Raw genomic sequence first — 16,030 nt, 5'->3', positions numbered from 1 at the left:
TGGAACCGGCGCTCCGACGACGTGCGGGGCCGCCCGCTATCCGGTCGTGGACGAGACCACCGGCACACCAGTTGGATGCTCCACTCTCTCCGCCCGGAGGAGACGGAGAGAGTGGAGCGGCGGGCCCTGGGCCGGAGCAGGGGGGTTTCACGGCCAGGCCCGCCGGTCTTCAGTGGTCCCGCAGCAGGAACCAGCCGGCGCTGTCGGGTGGGAGCTTCTCCCCCACGTCCGGATCGCTGCCGATCACCAGGTCGCCCTCGACCGGAGTACAGACCGGCTTCGACGAGCAGTTGACGACACAGGCGACCCCGTCGCCGCGGGTGAAGGCCAGGACGCCCGGCTCGGTCGGCAACCAGCGGAAATCGCCGCCGGAGAAGGTGGGGATCAGGCGCCGCAGGGCGATGGCCTCGCGGTACAGGTGCAACATCGAGTCACCGGAGTCGAGCAGGTGATCGACGGCGTGCCGCGCGAACCAGTCGGGCTGCGGCAGCCACGGCGCGGAGGACGCGGTCATCGCGGAGAACCCGAAGTGATCCTCACCGGTTGCCCAGGGCAGCGGCACCCGGCAGCCGTCCCGGCCACGCCGTACGCCGTTGCTGCGGTGGAACATCGGATCCGCCAGCACCTCCTCCGGCAGATCGGTGACCTCCGGCAGGCCCAACTCCTCGCCTTGGTAGAGGTAGACCGAGCCCGGCAGCGCGAGCATGAGCAACGCTGCCGCCCGGGCGCGGGCCAGCCCGACCTCGACATCGCCAGGACCGGCGCCCGGCGCACCACCGGCGTACCGGGTGACCGAGCGGGGCATGTCGTGGTTGTTGAGCACCCAGGCGACGGCCGAGCCGGAGGCGGCGATCGTCCCCAGGCCGCGGTCGATCACCTCCGACAGCGTCCGGTCGTCGAAGTCGGCGCGAAGGAACTCGAAGAAGAAGTTCTGGTGCAGTTCGTCCGGCCGCTGGTACTGCGCGACCTCGTCCGCGTCCAGCACGCCGACCTCACCGACCAGGACCCGCTCCCGGCCGGTCCGGGCGGTGTACTCCTCGGCGATCGCTCGCCAGCTTCGCCACACATCGTGCACCTCCGGCTGGTTCCAGGCATGCGGGTTGACCGGATCGCCGGTGAGTTCGTCATGACCGGCGTGTTCGTGGTCGGGCAGACCGTCGCGCTTGTGCAGCCCGTGCGCGACATCGATCCGCAAGCCGTCGACGCCACGGTCGAACCAGAACCGCAGTACCTGCTCGAAGTACGCCGTGACGTCCGGATCGCGCCAGTTGAAGTCGGCCTGCTCGGCGGCGAACGTGTGCAGGTACCACTGCCCGTCCGGCACGCGCTGCCAGGCGGACCCGCCGAAGATGGAGCGCCAGTTGTTCGGTGGCAACTCGCCGTACCGGCCGCTGCCGTCGGCGAAATGGAACCGGGCACGTTCCCGGCTGCCGGGTCCCGCGACCAGTGCCGCGGTGAACCAGGAATGCTCGATCGAGCAGTGGTTGGGGACGACGTCGATCAGCACCTTGAGATCCAGCCGGTGCGCGTCCCGCACCAGCCGGTCGAAGGTGTCGATGGTTCCGTAGTCCGGGTGCACCGCGCAGTAGTCGGACACGTCGTACCCGTGATCGTGCTGCGGCGACGGGTAGAAGGGGTTGAGCCAGAGCCCGTCGACCCCGAGGCTGCGCAGGTACGGCAGCCTGGCCCGGACCCCGCCCAGGTCGCCGATGCCGTCGCCGTCGGCATCGTGGAAGCTGCGCACGTAGACCTGATAGATCACCGCGGTACGCCACCATCCTGGCCCGGCGCTCGGTTCGGTCTGCATGGAGAAGCCTCGTCACGATGTGTCCGTCGTTGTCAGCGCAACGATCCCGGTTACCGGCCGTCCGGGGCATCCGTAGACCTACGGGTTTGTCTACGGACGTGGGAGCGTGCCCACGCCGTGCAGGCGAGTTCAGTCGGTGCGAGTCTCGGCGATCCAGCGCGCGACCTGCGCCCGGGAAGTGAACCCGAGCTTGCCGAGAACGTGCTCCACGTGGGTCTCGACGGTTCGTTGGCCGATCACGAGCCGGGCAGCGATCTCCTTGTTGCTCAGCCCCTCGCTGAGCAGTACTGCGATCTCGTGCTCGCGGCGGGTCAGGCCGCCGGCTCGGCCCGGACTCGCCGCGCTCTCCCGCTCCGCGTCCTTGCCGAGGGCCAGCGACACCGCCTGCTCGAACGAGTACGCCGCGCCCTGATCGAAGGCCTGCTCGAAGGCGGCATCGCCCAGCGCGGCCCGGACCCGCTGCCGCGACTGCTCGTCGAACTGGCTGTACGGCGTGGTCTCGTCGACGTGCGCGCCGCTCGATCGCCAAACGGCTCGGGACGCGCCCATCAGCCGGGCAGCGAGTTCGTTCGGCGCCGCCGTACTCGCGCACCACGACAGCGCTTGAACGCAGAATCCGATGCCGGTCCGGTCGTTCAGCGGCAGCCACAGCCGGATCGCCTCGCGGAAGGATCGAGCGGCCTGCTCGGCATCGTCGTGGTCACGCCATTGGACGATGCCGAGAGTCCAGAGCGCATAGGCCTTCGACGATGCCGCGCCGCGGCTGTCCGCGAGCTCGAACGCCTGCCGGCTGAACTGCTCGACCCGTGGATCACCGAGGAAGAAGGTGGCCGCCGCCAGCAGGATCAGAACGTCGAACTCACCGAGAAGGTTGCCGACGGCCCGGAATCCGGCCAGGCCTTCTTCCAGTCGTGCCACCGCCGCGGGGAGTTCGCCTGCGTAGTTCAGGGCATGGCCCGAGACCTCCGCGATCCTCGCCCGCAGCAGGTCGTCGCCGAACCGCTCGGCCAGCACTTCACACTCGGCCAGCAGTCGGCTCAGCTGCTCCGACTCACCGAGGAACATGGCCAGGTAGCTACCCGCCCACAGCGCCTTGGCGCGGGCCGGTGTCGACTCCTGGGCGAGGTCGAGGGCCCGGAGGAGATAACGGTGACCTTCGCGGAGGAACCCGGCGAACCAGAAGTTCCAGATCGGCGCGGCGATCTCCAGTGCGGCCGGCGCCTCACCGGGTTCGGACAGGCAGAAATCGAGTGCCGCCCGGAAGTTGTCGTGCTCGCGGCGCAGCCGGATGAACCAGTCGGCCTGGCGGGGGCTGAAACTGTCTGCCTCCCACTCCGCGGCCATCCGCCGGTAGTAGTCGCGGTGCCTCATCCGGAGTTCCCGCGCCCGGCCCGCCGCGGTGAGCCGATCCACGCCGTACTGGCTGATGATGCCGAGCAGGTCGTACCAGGCGACGGTGTGATCCGTCATCGCCTTCCGGGTGATGATCGACTTGTTCATCAGGCCGGCGATCAGCTCGAGTACCTCGGCGCGATCGATGCCGTCACCCGAGCAGACCTCCTCAGCGCCTTCGAGGTCGAATCCACCGGCGAACACCGACAGCCGTTCCCACAGCGCCTGCTCAGCCGGCGAGCAGAGGTCGTAGCTCCAGCCGATTGCGGCATCGAGCGCCTGCTGTCTGGCCGGCGCGGCCGTTTTACCTGTGGCCAGCAGCCGGAAGCGGTCCTCGAGCCGGTCGAGGATCTGGGCCGGCGACAGCGTCCGCATCCAGACGGCCGCCAGCTCGATGGCCAGCGGGATGCCGTCGAGACGCCGGCAGAGCTCGATCACCAGTGGGCGGCCGGCTGCGTCCAGCTCGAACTCCGGCGACACCGATCGGGCACGATCCGCGAAGAGCTCGATCGACTCGTACCGCCCGGCGTCGCCGGCCGTCAGCGTGGTCTCCGGCGGAGTGGACAGCGGGGGCACCGGGAAGATCTGCTCCCCTTCGACTCCGAGCACATGGCGGCTGGTGGCGACGATCCGCAACTGCGGGGCCGCCGCGAGCAGCTTGCTCACCAGTACCGCGCACGCGTCGGCCAGGTGCTCACAGTTGTCGAGCACCAGCAACAGATGCTTGTCCTCCAGGTACTCCGCGAGATCGGCGGTCGGATTCGCCGAAACCTGGCTCAGTTCGAGTGCTCCCGCCAGCGTGTGCCCCAGCAGGCCGGGATCGTGCAAGGCGGCGAGCTCGACGAACCAGACGCCGTCCGCGAACGTACGCCGTACGTCGGCACCCAGCCGCATCGCCAGCCGGGTCTTGCCGACCCCACCCACGCCGGTCAGGGTCAGCAACCGGGTGCTCGCCAGCAGCCGCCTGGTACCGGCCAGCTCGCGGCGCCGGCCCACGAAACTGGTCAACTCTGCCGGTAGCTTTCCGCGAGTCGTTGCCAAGGGCTTCGTCTCAGCCATGCCGATCGCTTCCCCGCCTTCCCGGGTCTGTCCCAGGGTAGGCCGGTTCAGCAGACTTCCGGGAGCACCTGCGCCGCCGGAAGCCGTCTCGAGTTACTGGGTGGCGGCGAGTTGGTCGAGGGCGCTGTCGAGGTCTTCGGGGTACGCCGAGGTGTACTCGACGTACTCGCCGGAGCCTGGGTGCGTGAAGCCCAGTCGCATGGCGTGCAGCCATTGCCGGGAGAGTTGCAGGCGCTCGGTCAGCACCGGGTCGGCGCCATAGGTGAGATCTCCGCAGCACGGGTGCCCGATCGCGGCCATGTGGACGCGGATCTGGTGCGTCCGGCCGGTCTCCAGGGTGATCTCCAGCAGCGTGGCGAACCGGAACGCCTCTAGCGTCTCGTAGTGCGTGACGCTCGGCTTGCCGCCCGCGACGACCCCGAACTTGTAGTCGTGATGGGGGTGCCGGTCGATCGGGGCGTCGATCGTGCCGGTGAACGGATCGGGGTGGCCCTGGACCAGCGCGTGGTAGATCTTCTTGACCGTGCGCTCCTTGAAGGCGCGCTTGAGCACGGTGTAGCTGTACTCCGTCTTCGCGACCACCATCAGCCCCGACGTACCGACGTCGAGGCGGTGCACGATGCCCTTGCGCTCGGCGGCGCCGCTGGTTGAGATGTTGAAGCCGGCTCCGGCCAGGTGCCCGATCACGGTCGGCCCGGTCCAGCCCGGCGACGGGTGGGCCGCGACGCCGACCGGCTTGTCGACGACCACGATCTCGTCGTCGTCATGAACGATCCTCAGGTTCTCGACGGTCTCCGGTACGACGGTGATCTCGCCCGGCGGCGGGGGCAGTTCGACGTCGAGCATGACGCCGGCCGATACCCGGGTGGACTTCATCGCCGCAGCCCCGTCGACCTGCACCAGACCAGACTCGATCAGCTCGGCAGCCTTGGTCCGGGAAACCCCGAACAACCGCGACAACGCCGCGTCGAGCCGCTCCCCCGCCAGCCCGTCCGGCACCATCACCGTCCGCGAATCGGCACTCACTTCTTAGCCACCTCTTTGGTGCCGTCGAGCTTGACGCCGCGGAGTGTTTGGATGACCAGCAGGAGGGCTGCCGAGGTGACGGCCATGTCGGCGACGTTGAAGATCGCCCAGTGCGGCGTCTGCAGGAAGTCGACCACGTGACCGTGGAACGGCGACGGCTCGCGGAAGATCCGGTCGGTGATGTTGCCGACCGCGCCGCCGAACAGGAACCCGAACGCGATCGCCCAGCCGATCGAGCCGAGCCGCCGGGACAACCACACCACGCCGACCGCCACGATGATCTGGACCGCGCTGATCACCGGCGTGTAGCTCGTACCGAGGCTGAAGGCCGCTCCCGGATTCCGGATCAGGTTGAACTTCAGCAGCGAGCCCACCACGTTGACCGGCTCGCCCGGCGTCAGATGCTGCAACGCCAGCACCTTCGTCAACTGATCCAGCCCCAGCACCACGAGCCCGACCAGCGCGAACAGCACCACCATCCGGCGCCGTGGGCGTGAAACAGAGCCGGCCGACTCGGCGTCGGCCGACTCTGTGGAGTCTTCAGCTGTGACGTCCGCCGGTGGGGTGGACGCTTGCTCTTCGCTCAGCGGCGTTCTTCGCGTTCTTTGCATGACACGCACAGTGTCGCACGCGGGAACGCCTGCAACCGACCTTTGCCGATCGCCTGGCCGCAGCTCTCGCAGACGCCGTAGGTCCCGTCGTCGATCCGGGACAGCGCCCGCTCGATCTGGTCGAGCATGTCGCGGGCGTTGTTCGCCAGTGACATCTCGTGGTCGCGCTCGAGCGTGGTCGAGCCGACGTCGGCCTGGTCGTTGCCGGCCCCGTCACCGCCGTCGCGGAGCAGTCCGACGATCTCCTGCTCGGCGTCGCGGATCTCTTCCTTCAGGTGCACGGCGTCGGCTTCGAGCTCGGCGCGCAGCTCCTCCACCTCGGCGGCGGTCCACGGCGTCTCGCCGTCCTTGACCTTGAACGAAGTGGGCGACTTCGCGGGTGCCTTGGCCGGCGCGGTCGCCGGGGTCCTGTTCTCGTTCGTCTTCATGGCCACCCTCTTCGTAGGTGTCTGCTTGGCAGGGGTCTTCTTGGCCGGGGCCTTCGATTCTGAAGCCTTCGTGGCCGGTTCGGTGGATTTCGCGGCACTCTTCTCGACCGCGGTCTTGCGTTGGGGGGCGGACTTCTTCGGAGCCGATGTAGCCATCTTTCGACTACCCCCTGCCTTCGTCGGAGACTGAAGCGGACTGGTCGCAAGACAGTAGGGCACGCGAACCCCTCGTGCCAGCCCGACGCGCAGACCGTGGACATACGGTAGTCGGTTCTTCAAGCCCGCTCGATGTTCCGCGCGTCACAACCACATCCCGGACGCGCGTTCAGGCAAGCACTCGCTTCACCCCAGCCGCCACCGCAACAGAATTGTCATGGACGAACCGCGCCGCGGCCAGTGATTAACGATTCGTAGCGGAGTGGATCAGAGTCGTACACTTCACACGCCACCGCAAGGCAGTGATGGGGCCATCACCCCGGAGCCGCCGGAAGAACGGTCCGAGAGGGCTTATTAGAACCGGCAGCGGAAGCAAATGAAGTGGGTGACCCCGTGTCACCAAGGAGGGTGGTACCGCGGAGCCCCGGCGACAGCGCCGGCGCCTCGTCCCTTCGTCACCGAGACACCAGGTTCGTGAAGACGAAGGACGAAGAGATGGCCGAACACCCCAGCACCGGTTGGCAGCAGGTCCCGGCTCAGGTCGACCTGCCCGCGATCGAGCGTGACGTGCTCGAGCACTGGGACACCAACGACACCTTCGCCAAGAGCCTCGCGCAGACGGCCGACGGTCTGCCCTGGACCTTCTACGAGGGCCCGCCGACGGCCAACGGCATGCCCGGCACGCACCACATCGAGGCGCGCGTCTTCAAGGACGTGTTCCCGCGCTACCGGACGATGAAGGGCTTCTCGGTCGAGCGCAAGGCCGGCTGGGACTGCCACGGCCTGCCGGTCGAGGTCGCGGTCGAGAAGGAACTCGGGTTCAACGGCAAGAAGGACATCGAGGCGTACGGCATCGCGGAGTTCAACGCGAAGTGCCGCGAATCCGTACTGCGGAACGTCGACGCCTTCAACGAGCTGACCAACCGGATGGGCTACTGGGTCGACCTGGAGCACCCGTACAAGACGATGGACCCCGAATACGTCCAGTCCGTCTGGTGGTCGCTCAAGCAGATCCACGACAAGGGCCTCCTGGTCGAGGACTACCGCATCACGCCGTACTGCCCGCGGTGTGGCACCGGCCTGTCCGACCACGAGCTCGCCCAGGGCTACGAGACGGTCGTCGACCCGTCGGTCTACGTCCGCTTCCCGCTCACCTCCGGGCCGCTGGCCGGCAAGGCGTCGCTGTTGGTTTGGACGACGACCCCGTGGACCCTCGTCTCGAACACGGCCGTCGCCGTGCACCCGGACGTCACCTACGTCGTAGCCACCGACGGCAACGAGTCGCTGGTGGTCGCCGAGCCGCTGCTGTCGGCTCTCGGTGAGGGCTGGACGGTCACCGAGCAGTTCAGCGGCCGCGAGATGGAGCGCTGGACGTACCAGCGCCCGTTCGAGCTGGTCGAGTTCCCCGAGCCGGCCCACTACGTCGCCCTGGCGGAGTACGTCACCACCGAGGACGGCACCGGTCTGGTCCACCAGTCCCCCGCCTTCGGTGCCGACGACCTCGTGGTCGCCAAGGCCTACAACCTGCCGGTGGTGAACCCGGTCGAGTCCGACGGCCGCTTCGGCGCCGACGTACCGCTGGTCGGCGGTCAGTTCTTCAAGAAGGCCGACTCCGACCTGGTCAAGGACCTGCAGGAGCGCGGCGTGCTGTTCAAGCACGTCCCGTACGAGCACCCGTATCCGCACTGCTGGCGCTGCCACACCCCGGTCATGTACTACGCCCTGCCGTCCTGGTACATCCGTACGACGCAGGTCAAGGACGCCCTCCTCCGCGAGAACGAGAAGACCAACTGGTTCCCCGACTCGGTGAAGTGGGGCCGGTACGGCGACTGGCTGCGGAACAACATCGACTGGGCCGTCTCCCGCTCCCGCTACTGGGGTACGCCGCTGCCGATCTGGCGCTGCGCGGACGACCACCAGGTCTGCGTCGGCTCGCTGGCCGAGCTGGGCGAACTCGCCGGCCGCGACCTGTCCGCGACCGACCCGCACCGGCCGTTCGTCGACGACATCACCTTCGCCTGCCCGACCTGTGGCGAGGAGTCGCGCCGGGTCGCCGAGGTGATCGACGCGTGGTACGACTCGGGCTCGATGCCGTTCGCGCAGTGGGGTTATCCGTGGGTCGACGGGTCGAAGGAGAAGTTCGACCAGGCCTACCCGGCCGACTTCATCGCCGAGGCGATCGACCAGACCCGCGGCTGGTTCTACACGCTGATGGCGATCGGCACGCTGGTGTTCGACCAGTCGTCGTACAAGGACGTCGTCTGCCTGGGGCACATCATGGCCGAGGACGGCCGGAAGATGTCCAAGCACCTGGGCAACATCCTCGAGCCGATCCCGCTGATGAACAACCACAGCGCGGACGCGGTCCGCTGGTTCATGGCCTGCTCCGGCTCGCCGTGGAAGGCCCGCGGCATCGGTCCGAACGTGCTGAACGAAATCGTCCGCAAGGTGCTGCTGACGTACTGGAACACGGTCGCCTTCCACGCCCTGTACGCCCGGCTGGCCGACTGGTCGCCCACGGCCGACGCCCCGCCGGTCGCCGAGCGCTCGGTGCTGGACCGCTGGCTGGTCAGCGAGACGCACCGGCTGGTCCGGGAGACCGACGTCGCCTACGCGACGTACGACACGCAGAAGCTCGGCGTGCAGATCAGCCAGTTCATCGACGTGCTGTCCAACTGGTACGTACGGCGTTCGCGCCGCCGGTTCTGGGCGGGCGACGCCGGCGCGCTGGCCACCCTGCACGAGACGCTCGAGGTGCTCACCCGGCTGATGGCGCCGCTCACGCCGTTCGTCACCGAGCGGGTCTGGCAGGACGTGTTCCGCCCGGTCACGCCCGGCCTGCCCGAGTCGGTGCACCTGAGCGCTTTCCCGCAGTACGACGAAGCGCTGATCGACGACGCGCTCGCGACCCACGTGTCGATGGCCCGCCGGGTCGTCGAGCTGGGCCGGTCTGCCCGGGCCGAGGCGAAGGTGCGGACCCGGCAGCCGCTCAGCCGCGCGCTGGTCGGTTCCGCCGCGATCGCGGACCTGGACGACGAGCTGCTCGGCGAGATCGCCGAGGAACTCAACGTCGGTTCGGTGGAGCCGCTGTCGTCGGCGGGCGCGGACCTGGTCGAGTACTCCGCGAAGGGCAACTTCCGCGAGCTCGGCAAGCGGTTCGCCAAGCAGACCCCGGTGGTCGCGGGCGCCATCGCCGCGGCCGACGCCGCCGCCCTGGCCGCCTCGATCAAGGCCTCTGGTACTGCGACCGTGGTGGTCGACGGCGAGAACGTCGAGGTGGCCGCGGCCGAGGTGCTGCTGTCGGAGCGCCCGCGTGAGGGCTGGTCGGTGGTGAACGAGCAGGGCGAGACCGTTGCACTCGACCTGGAGGTGACGCCGGAACTCAAGCAGGCCGGTCTCGCCCGCGAGGTGGTCCGGATGCTGCAGGAGGCGCGGAAGAACGCCGGCCTGGAGGTCTCGGACCGGATCACCGTCTGGCTCGCCGCCACCGACGCGGAACTGACCGATGCCCTGGGCAAGCATGCCGACCTGATCGCCCGCGAGGTGCTGGCCACCGAGCTGACCCAATCGGCGCCCTCGGCAACCAACGACCTGGCCACCGGCACCGACGAAGACCTCGGGCTCACTTACTGGCTGGCCAAGGCCTAGCGGGGCGGGGAGACCCGGCGTTCGCGAAGAGTGGGAGTGACACCCAGATGGTGAAGGGTGTCGACCAGCAGAGTCCGCGCGGACTCGATGCGGTCGGCACCCAACGCCTCCCGTAGCTCGGCGTCCAACTCCCCTCGCAGTCGCCGCGCCGCCGCGATCACCGCCTCACCCCGAGCAGTCAGTACGACGAGTCGCGCGCGGGCGTCGGCGGGATCGGCCTCGCGACTCAGGTAGCCACGCTTCTCCAGGTCGGCCACCGACTTCGAGGCTGCTTGCTGGGTCACGCCCAGTCGCTCAGCCAGTGCGCCGATCGTCAGCGGTCCGCCGATCAGGTGCTGGAAGACCACGCCGTCGGCGAACCGGGCATCAGCGAACCCGTCCGAAGCCAGCCTGCGCTGCAGTTCGTCGGCGAGCGCCCAGCCGGTGAACAACGAGGCAAGCGAGAGATCCGCCTGCGCGGGATCGAAGTCTGCCATGCCGCCGCACTATACAACCACGGTTGTGCATCCGCTAACCTACAACCATGGTTGTGCAAAAGGAGTTCAGAGACAGAGCGCATGAAATCGTCTGGTCCACGGTCGCGACGGTCGGAGCCGATCACCGGCCGAGAAGTCGCATCCTGCACCCGATCTGGGAACTGACCACGCCGTACCGGCTGCGGATGTTCGACGTCGACACCCTGACCGGCAAGAAGGAGCCGGCGGTCTGGCCCTGACAGCGTGTCACCGCGAAGGGACCGTGTGTCAAAAGTGTCCAGACATGACGAAGAGGCGGTGCTGCCGGATTAGCACCGCCTCTGTGTCAGGTGTTTTTAGACGCCGTGGCCGTGAGCCTGGGCGCGCGCCTCCGGACGGAAGCCGTTGCGCGGGCTCAGCGTGTCATCGCCGTTGCCGAGTGCCTTCAGCTGCTCGGTGAAGTACGTCTTCAGCCGGCTGCGGTACTCGCGCTCGTAAGCGTGCAGGTCGTCGATGGTGCGCTCGAGCTGACCCTTCTGCTTCTCCAGCGTGCCCAGCATCTGGGCGCGGCGCTCGGCGATCTCACCGTCCAGCTTCTCGGCGCGGGCACGGGCCTCGCCGGTCATCCGGTCGGCCTTGCCCCGAGCCTCGTTCTCCAGGCGCTCGGCCTTGGCGCGGGCCTCGCCGATGATCTTGTCGGCGGTGTCCTTCGCCTCCTGGACCAGGTCGTCGGAGTGCTTGGTGGCCATCTCCAGCAGCCGCACGGCGGAGCTGGAGGCGTCGCCGACGGTTCCTGCTGCAGCAGCAGCCCCCGCGGCGGCTACCGGAGCAGCGACGACCGGCGGTGGCTTCTCCTCCGGCTTCTCCACAACGACGGGAGCAGGCTTGGGCTGCTGGACCACGGGCGGCAGCGCGGCGGTCTGGTCGACCACCGGGCGCTCCTGCCCCGATCCGGCCCGCTGAGCGGCGGCCAGCTTGGCCCGCAGCTCCTCGTTCTCGGCGAGAAGTCGCTCGAGCTCGGCCTCCACCTCGTCGAGGAAGGAGTCGACCTCTGTGACGTCGTAGCCCTCCCGCAATCGGACGGGCGTGAACTGCTTCGAGCGGACGTCATCCGGCGTCAGCGGCATCTTTCACCTCGTTTGTCTGTGTCTTGGCGGAGTCCCCGTGGTCTGCACCTCGGCGACTCAGTAGATCACGTTATCGCTTCGTTGTGTTCCGGCGGAATCCGGGCGGTCGATAACGCTCCCCGACGCACCTGTGTCGGGGCCTTCATACCCACTCCCATCCTGCTCACTCTTCGGTTCACAGCGAGTTGATCGCGGTCGAATTGATCGACATCGCCACCGAGACGAGCACGAACAGCATCAGCATCGACAGGTCGATCCGGATGCCGCCTGCGCCGATCGGGGGCAGGATCCGCCGCAACGGGCGCAGGAACGGATCGGTGACGGAGTAGATCAGTTCGAACAGCAGCAGCAACGGCCCTTTCGGGTGCCACTGGGGCGCGAACATGACGATCAGACTGAGCACGAAGCGCGCCACCAGCATCAAGAAGAAGGCGAGCAACACCCAGCTGAGAACACTGAGGACGAACCCGAGAGCAACCATGTCAGGAAGAGTGTAGAAGACCGGGGCCAACCGGCCGTCAGCTCTGGTTGTAGAACCCGTCCGCGGCGATCTTTTCCTTCTCCTCCGCGGCCACCGTCACGTTCGGCGGGCAGACCAGGAACACCTTGGTGGTGATCCGCTCGATCGAGCCCCGGCAGCAGAAGATCAGGCCGGCCGCGAAGTCCACCAGCCGCTTGGCGTCGGCGTGGTCCATCTCGGTCAGGTTCATGATGACGGGCGTGCCGTCGCGGAAGTGCTCACCGATCACGCGCGCCTCGTTGTAGCTGCGCGGGTGCACGGTGGTGATGCGGGCCAACTCGGTAACCTCCGGGGAAGATGCGACTCCACGCCGATCTGGGAACTTGCTGACCGTGCCGACCTGCTCGTCACGAGCGGACTCGCGGACCGCCGGGACCGGCTCGGTCTCGTGGGACTCCCCGTCGACGGCCTCGTCCTCGTACTCGTCGTAGCCGTCGTCGTACTCGTCGTCGTAGCGGGCGTTGTAGCGCTCGCCGTCCTCGACCAAGCCGAGGTACACACCCATCTTGCGCAACGCGCCGCTCATGGCCCTCCAGCCCTTCTGTCGAGTATCGATGTCGACACTAGCCCAGAGGAGTACGCGTTCCGAGTAATGCGCGCCCGAGCCGAACGTGTGTCGCTCCGTGCCTGATCGCGGCTTCCAGATCGCCGGTCATCCCGGCCGAGATCCAGTCGGCACCGGCATGTTCGGAGCGTAATCGGGAGGCTACGTCGGCCAGCCCCGCGAACGCCTCGTCGGGATCAGCGCCCAGCGGGGCAACGGCCATCACCCCACCGAGCTCGAGCCCGTCCGCCGCCGCGACCTCCGCGGCAAGAGCCGGTACGTCGGCCGGCTCGACTCCGCCGCGGTTCACACCGGTGGCCGCATCGGCGGGTCCGTACGCCGCCAGGCTCACCTGCAGCAGGCACCGCAGTACGCGGCCTTCGTCCACTGCCGCCTTGGACAACGCGGTGACCAGCGAGAGGCGGTCGACCGAATGGACGACCTGGGCGTGCCGGGCGACCGAGCGCGCCTTGTTCGACTGGAGCTGGCCGACGAAATGCCAGACCAGGTCCGGGCACTCGGGGGCCTTCACCTTGAGCTCCTGCTCACGGTTCTCCCCCACCTCGGTGACGCCCAGGTCCGCGAGAGCCCGTACATCGCTGACTGGGAAGGTTTTGGTGATCGCCACGAGGGTGACCGACCCCTCAGGTCTCCCGGCCGCCTGACAGGCCGCCTGGATCCGTTCCCGGACCCTTCGGAGGTTCTCGCGGAGTTCGTCCTCGCGGCTCACGGCTGCAACCTGACCAGTCCGGCCATCCGGCCGCTGACCGCGCCTTCGCGCCGGTACGAGTACAGGTTCGCCGACTCGATCGTGCAGCTGGTTGCGTCCACCACCTCACAGTCGAGGTCGGCCAATTGCGCGACGACCCCGGCGGCCACGTCGATCGAGGGTGTCCCCCAGGTCGTTTCGGCGTACGACGCAGGCACCCGCTCGGCGACCTCGGCGCGCATCTCCGCCGGCACCTCGTAGCACTTGCCGCACGCATACGGCCCCAGTACTGCGGTGATCCGGCCGGCGCCGAGTTCGCGCATGGCCGCCACGGTGGCCGGTACGACGCCGGCGTACATCCCGCGGCGTCCGCAATGAGCGGCACCGACGACGCGGTTGCCCTGATCGGCCAGCAGCACCGGCAAGCAGTCGGCGGCCCGGACGCACAAGGCCACGTCGGTCCGAGTGGTCACGAGTGCGTCCGCCTGCGGCATCGGCCGGACCGGCACCTCGTCATCCGGCCCGACCACGTGAACGTCCCGCCCGTGCACCTGACTGACTCGCACGACGCCATCCGGACCGACTCCGAACTCCGCCGCGATCCGCCGGTAGTTCTCCGCGATCGGTTCCTCGCCCTCGCCGGACGGGCTGCCGAGGTTCAGCTCGCCGTACGGCGGCCGGCTGGCCCCTCCGAACCGATCGGTGAAGGCGAACCGGACACCATCGAAGACCTCGTCGTAGCCGAACACCCCTGAAGGCTATCCAGCAATCACCAGCGAACCGAGTTCCGCGCGCGCCTCGTCGGTCACACTGCGGCGCTCCAGGCCGGTCGGCAGTTCCGCGACATGCTCCAGCGCCCGGCGACAGGCCTCGTCGAAGGCGTCGGCCGCCGGTACTTCGACGTCGGGCCGCACCCCCACACCTTCCCAGTTGGTGTGGGACACCGGATTCTCCGCGCGCTTGACCGGCACCGTCGCCTCCAGGTGCGGATGCACCTTGAATCCGTCGCGCGGGTGGGCTCCCCCGCGGGTGCGCTCGCCGACCACGGTCGCCCGGCCGAGTTGTTGCAGGTCGTAGGCCAACTCCTCGGCGGCCGAGAACGAGGTCGAGCTGGTCAGCACCCAGATCGGCTTGCTGCCGCCGAACCGCGGACCGGGCAGGTACGGCGTGGTCCAGAACTGCCGCCGGGTGTCGTCGGACGGACTGACCAGATCGTTCAGATGCACCGGCTCGCCGTCGAACAGGTGGCTACACAGGAAGGCCACCATGTCCGGCGATCCGCCGAGGCACCGGCGCAGGTCGATCAGCAACGCATCAGTTGCCGACAGCAACGACATGGCGGCGCTCACCTGGGCGCCCGCGTGGGCCGGATCGAACAGCAACGGCCGGATCTCCAGCAGGCCGACATTACCGGGCAATCGCTCCACCCGGGCCATCCCGCCGGCGGCCAACTCGGCCCGTGCCACCCAGGCAGCCTCCTCGGCGACCGGGTCGGTCTCGTCGACCACCTCGTCCTGGTGGAACTTGAGCCGCAGATGCTTGTCCTCGTTGCCCACTTGCAGGTCGGCCGTCACCCGGTCTGCCAGCGACTCGGGGTCGGACAACTCGTCGTACCGGCCGTCGGCGGTGGCGGCCCGCAGCCGCTCGGCGATCTCCGCTCCGGTGCTGGGAAACACGTAGTACTTCGCGACCAGCACCGCGAGGCGCTCGGTCACCTGCCTGATCTCGTCTGTACGCATGCCGCAGAGTGAATCATCGATCTTGACAAAGCGTCAAGAACTCTTGACGCTTGACTCATGACCGACCAGAACCCCGAACCCGCCGACCGACTGGAGATCTCGTCGGCAGAGCAGTTCAAAGCACTTGGGCACCCGCTGCGGCATCGGCTGCTGTTCGCGCTCGGGCAGGGAACGGCGACGATCAGCCAGCTGGCGAACGCGCTGGACACCCGCAAGGGCAACATCGCCCACCACCTCGGCGTACTGCGGGACGCGGGCATGGTGCAACTGGCGGGGACCCGGCAGGTCCGCGGCGGCACCGAGCAGTACTACCGGCGCAGCGCCAGGATCTTCGACTTCACCGGCGAAGGCCGCCGGGCGAACACCAGCGTCGCGTTGCAGGCCGTGGCTGCCGAACTGGAGGGCTCGACCGGTGAGCCGCTGTTGAATCTGCGCAACCTCCGGCTGACCGAACGCCAGGCGAGCGAACTGATGGAGAAGCTCGACGGCCTGGTCGACTCGCTCGAGGACGCCGGACCTGGCGAGGCGCGGTACGGCGTACTGGTCACCGTCTATCGGCCGCGGCAATGAGAAACGGGAGCCCGAAGGCTCCCGCTCTCCTGCAAAACGCCGATCTACTTCAAGAGACCTACTTCAAGAAGTCCGGGATGTCGAGGTCGTCCTCGTCGTTGTCCGGCTTGCGGGGCTGCCGCTGCGGCGGCTGGCTGGTGGCCGGCGAGGTGCTCGGGCCAGTGGTCGGCCACGAGTGCTGCGTCGGCGCCGGCGTCGCAGGTGCGGGCGGCTGGTTGGTGGACGGCTGGTGCGCGGTC

Annotated in this window: 15 protein-coding genes; 3 read left to right on the top strand and 12 right to left on the bottom strand. The window is 68.3% G+C overall.

Annotated features, from left to right (window positions below):
* Window positions 1-169 precede the first annotated feature (169 nt).
* The 5 genes from DIZ26_RS12245 to DIZ26_RS12225 form a co-directional block, all read right to left on the bottom strand.
* Window positions 170-1,807 (bottom strand): glycoside hydrolase family 13 protein, encoded by a 1,638-nt coding sequence (locus DIZ26_RS12245; protein ID WP_112240499.1) that lies wholly within the window; start codon window positions 1,805-1,807, stop codon window positions 170-172.
* Between the two features lie 129 nt (window positions 1,808-1,936).
* Complete coding sequence (locus tag DIZ26_RS12240) at window positions 1,937-4,258, bottom strand: ATP-binding protein (protein ID WP_112240497.1); 2,322 nt, start codon at window positions 4,256-4,258, stop codon at window positions 1,937-1,939.
* 93 nt (window positions 4,259-4,351) lie between these two features.
* On the bottom strand, window positions 4,352-5,260 hold the full coding sequence (locus DIZ26_RS12235; RefSeq protein ID WP_112241127.1) for an RluA family pseudouridine synthase: 909 nt from the start codon (window positions 5,258-5,260) through the stop codon (window positions 4,352-4,354).
* A gap of 20 nt (window positions 5,261-5,280) precedes the next feature.
* On the bottom strand, window positions 5,281-5,895 hold the full coding sequence (lspA, locus tag DIZ26_RS12230) for a signal peptidase II (protein WP_112240495.1): 615 nt from the start codon (window positions 5,893-5,895) through the stop codon (window positions 5,281-5,283).
* Entirely contained in the window at window positions 5,868-6,323 is a 456-nt protein-coding gene (locus tag DIZ26_RS12225; protein WP_198676051.1) for a TraR/DksA family transcriptional regulator, read from the bottom strand. Before DIZ26_RS12225 ends, lspA begins: the two co-directional genes overlap by 28 nt.
* 651 nt (window positions 6,324-6,974) lie before the next feature.
* Between DIZ26_RS12225 and ileS the strand changes: the two genes are divergently transcribed.
* Complete coding sequence (gene ileS / locus DIZ26_RS12220; RefSeq protein WP_112241125.1) at window positions 6,975-10,127, top strand: isoleucine--tRNA ligase; 3,153 nt, start codon at window positions 6,975-6,977, stop codon at window positions 10,125-10,127.
* On the opposite strand, the gene DIZ26_RS12215 is transcribed toward ileS, so the two are convergent.
* On the bottom strand, window positions 10,124-10,603 hold the full coding sequence (locus tag DIZ26_RS12215; protein ID WP_112240491.1) for a MarR family winged helix-turn-helix transcriptional regulator: 480 nt from the start codon (window positions 10,601-10,603) through the stop codon (window positions 10,124-10,126). The two genes, ileS and DIZ26_RS12215, sit on opposite strands and share 4 nt — an antisense overlap.
* 47 nt (window positions 10,604-10,650) lie before the next feature.
* Between DIZ26_RS12215 and DIZ26_RS37840 the strand changes: the two genes are divergently transcribed.
* The gene (locus tag DIZ26_RS37840) at window positions 10,651-10,842 is read left to right on the top strand and encodes a hypothetical protein (protein WP_198676050.1); all 192 of its coding nucleotides are present in this window, start codon (window positions 10,651-10,653) and stop codon (window positions 10,840-10,842) included.
* Between the two features lie 96 nt (window positions 10,843-10,938).
* Here the strand turns inward: DIZ26_RS37840 and DIZ26_RS12205 are convergent, their stop codons facing one another.
* The 6 genes from DIZ26_RS12205 to DIZ26_RS12180 form a co-directional block, all read right to left on the bottom strand.
* The gene (locus DIZ26_RS12205) at window positions 10,939-11,709 is read right to left on the bottom strand and encodes a DivIVA domain-containing protein (RefSeq protein ID WP_112240489.1); all 771 of its coding nucleotides are present in this window, start codon (window positions 11,707-11,709) and stop codon (window positions 10,939-10,941) included.
* 175 nt (window positions 11,710-11,884) lie between these two features.
* Window positions 11,885-12,190, bottom strand: a complete 306-nt coding sequence (locus DIZ26_RS12200; protein WP_112240487.1) for a YggT family protein — start codon at window positions 12,188-12,190, stop codon at window positions 11,885-11,887.
* Between the two features lie 37 nt (window positions 12,191-12,227).
* On the bottom strand, window positions 12,228-12,755 hold the full coding sequence (locus DIZ26_RS12195; protein ID WP_112240485.1) for a cell division protein SepF: 528 nt from the start codon (window positions 12,753-12,755) through the stop codon (window positions 12,228-12,230).
* Between the two features lie 37 nt (window positions 12,756-12,792).
* Window positions 12,793-13,503 (bottom strand): YggS family pyridoxal phosphate-dependent enzyme, encoded by a 711-nt coding sequence (locus DIZ26_RS12190; RefSeq protein ID WP_112240483.1) that lies wholly within the window; start codon window positions 13,501-13,503, stop codon window positions 12,793-12,795.
* Complete coding sequence (gene pgeF / locus DIZ26_RS12185; protein ID WP_112240481.1) at window positions 13,500-14,231, bottom strand: peptidoglycan editing factor PgeF; 732 nt, start codon at window positions 14,229-14,231, stop codon at window positions 13,500-13,502. The genes DIZ26_RS12190 and pgeF overlap by 4 nt, the downstream gene beginning before the upstream one ends.
* Before the next feature lie 9 nt (window positions 14,232-14,240).
* Window positions 14,241-15,221 carry a S41 family peptidase gene (locus tag DIZ26_RS12180; protein ID WP_112240479.1) on the bottom strand — a complete coding sequence of 327 codons (981 nt, stop codon included), beginning with the start codon at window positions 15,219-15,221 and terminating at the stop codon, window positions 14,241-14,243.
* A 57-nt stretch (window positions 15,222-15,278) separates the two neighbouring features.
* On the opposite strand from DIZ26_RS12180, the gene DIZ26_RS12175 reads away from it, so the two are divergent.
* Window positions 15,279-15,791 carry an ArsR/SmtB family transcription factor gene (locus DIZ26_RS12175; protein WP_112240477.1) on the top strand — a complete coding sequence of 171 codons (513 nt, stop codon included), beginning with the start codon at window positions 15,279-15,281 and terminating at the stop codon, window positions 15,789-15,791.
* Window positions 15,792-16,030: the final 239 nt, after the last annotated feature.

This window comes from Kribbella monticola (assembly GCF_003261635.1).
Classification (GTDB): Bacteria; Actinomycetota; Actinomycetes; order Propionibacteriales; family Kribbellaceae; genus Kribbella; species Kribbella monticola.
This window is presented reverse-complemented; position numbering and strand designations above follow the sequence as displayed.

Excerpts from the sequence above, each read along its gene's own strand:
- DIZ26_RS12245 (WP_112240499.1), bottom strand. The coding sequence starts at position 1,807 with ATGCAGACCGAACCGAGCGCCGGGCCAGGATGGTGGCGTACCGCGGTG.
- DIZ26_RS12240 (WP_112240497.1), bottom strand. The coding sequence starts at position 4,258 with ATGGCTGAGACGAAGCCCTTGGCAACGACTCGCGGAAAGCTACCGGCA.
- DIZ26_RS12235 (WP_112241127.1), bottom strand. The coding sequence starts at position 5,260 with ATGGTGCCGGACGGGCTGGCGGGGGAGCGGCTCGACGCGGCGTTGTCG.
- lspA (WP_112240495.1), bottom strand. The coding sequence starts at position 5,895 with ATGCAAAGAACGCGAAGAACGCCGCTGAGCGAAGAGCAAGCGTCCACC.
- DIZ26_RS12225 (WP_198676051.1), bottom strand. The coding sequence starts at position 6,323 with ATGAAGACGAACGAGAACAGGACCCCGGCGACCGCGCCGGCCAAGGCA.
- ileS (WP_112241125.1), top strand. The coding sequence starts at position 6,975 with ATGGCCGAACACCCCAGCACCGGTTGGCAGCAGGTCCCGGCTCAGGTC.
- DIZ26_RS12215 (WP_112240491.1), bottom strand. The coding sequence starts at position 10,603 with ATGGCAGACTTCGATCCCGCGCAGGCGGATCTCTCGCTTGCCTCGTTG.
- DIZ26_RS37840 (WP_198676050.1), top strand. The coding sequence starts at position 10,651 with ATGGTTGTGCAAAAGGAGTTCAGAGACAGAGCGCATGAAATCGTCTGG.
- DIZ26_RS12205 (WP_112240489.1), bottom strand. The coding sequence starts at position 11,709 with ATGCCGCTGACGCCGGATGACGTCCGCTCGAAGCAGTTCACGCCCGTC.
- DIZ26_RS12200 (WP_112240487.1), bottom strand. The coding sequence starts at position 12,190 with ATGGTTGCTCTCGGGTTCGTCCTCAGTGTTCTCAGCTGGGTGTTGCTC.
- DIZ26_RS12195 (WP_112240485.1), bottom strand. The coding sequence starts at position 12,755 with ATGAGCGGCGCGTTGCGCAAGATGGGTGTGTACCTCGGCTTGGTCGAG.
- DIZ26_RS12180 (WP_112240479.1), bottom strand. The coding sequence starts at position 15,221 with ATGCGTACAGACGAGATCAGGCAGGTGACCGAGCGCCTCGCGGTGCTG.
- DIZ26_RS12175 (WP_112240477.1), top strand. The coding sequence starts at position 15,279 with ATGACCGACCAGAACCCCGAACCCGCCGACCGACTGGAGATCTCGTCG.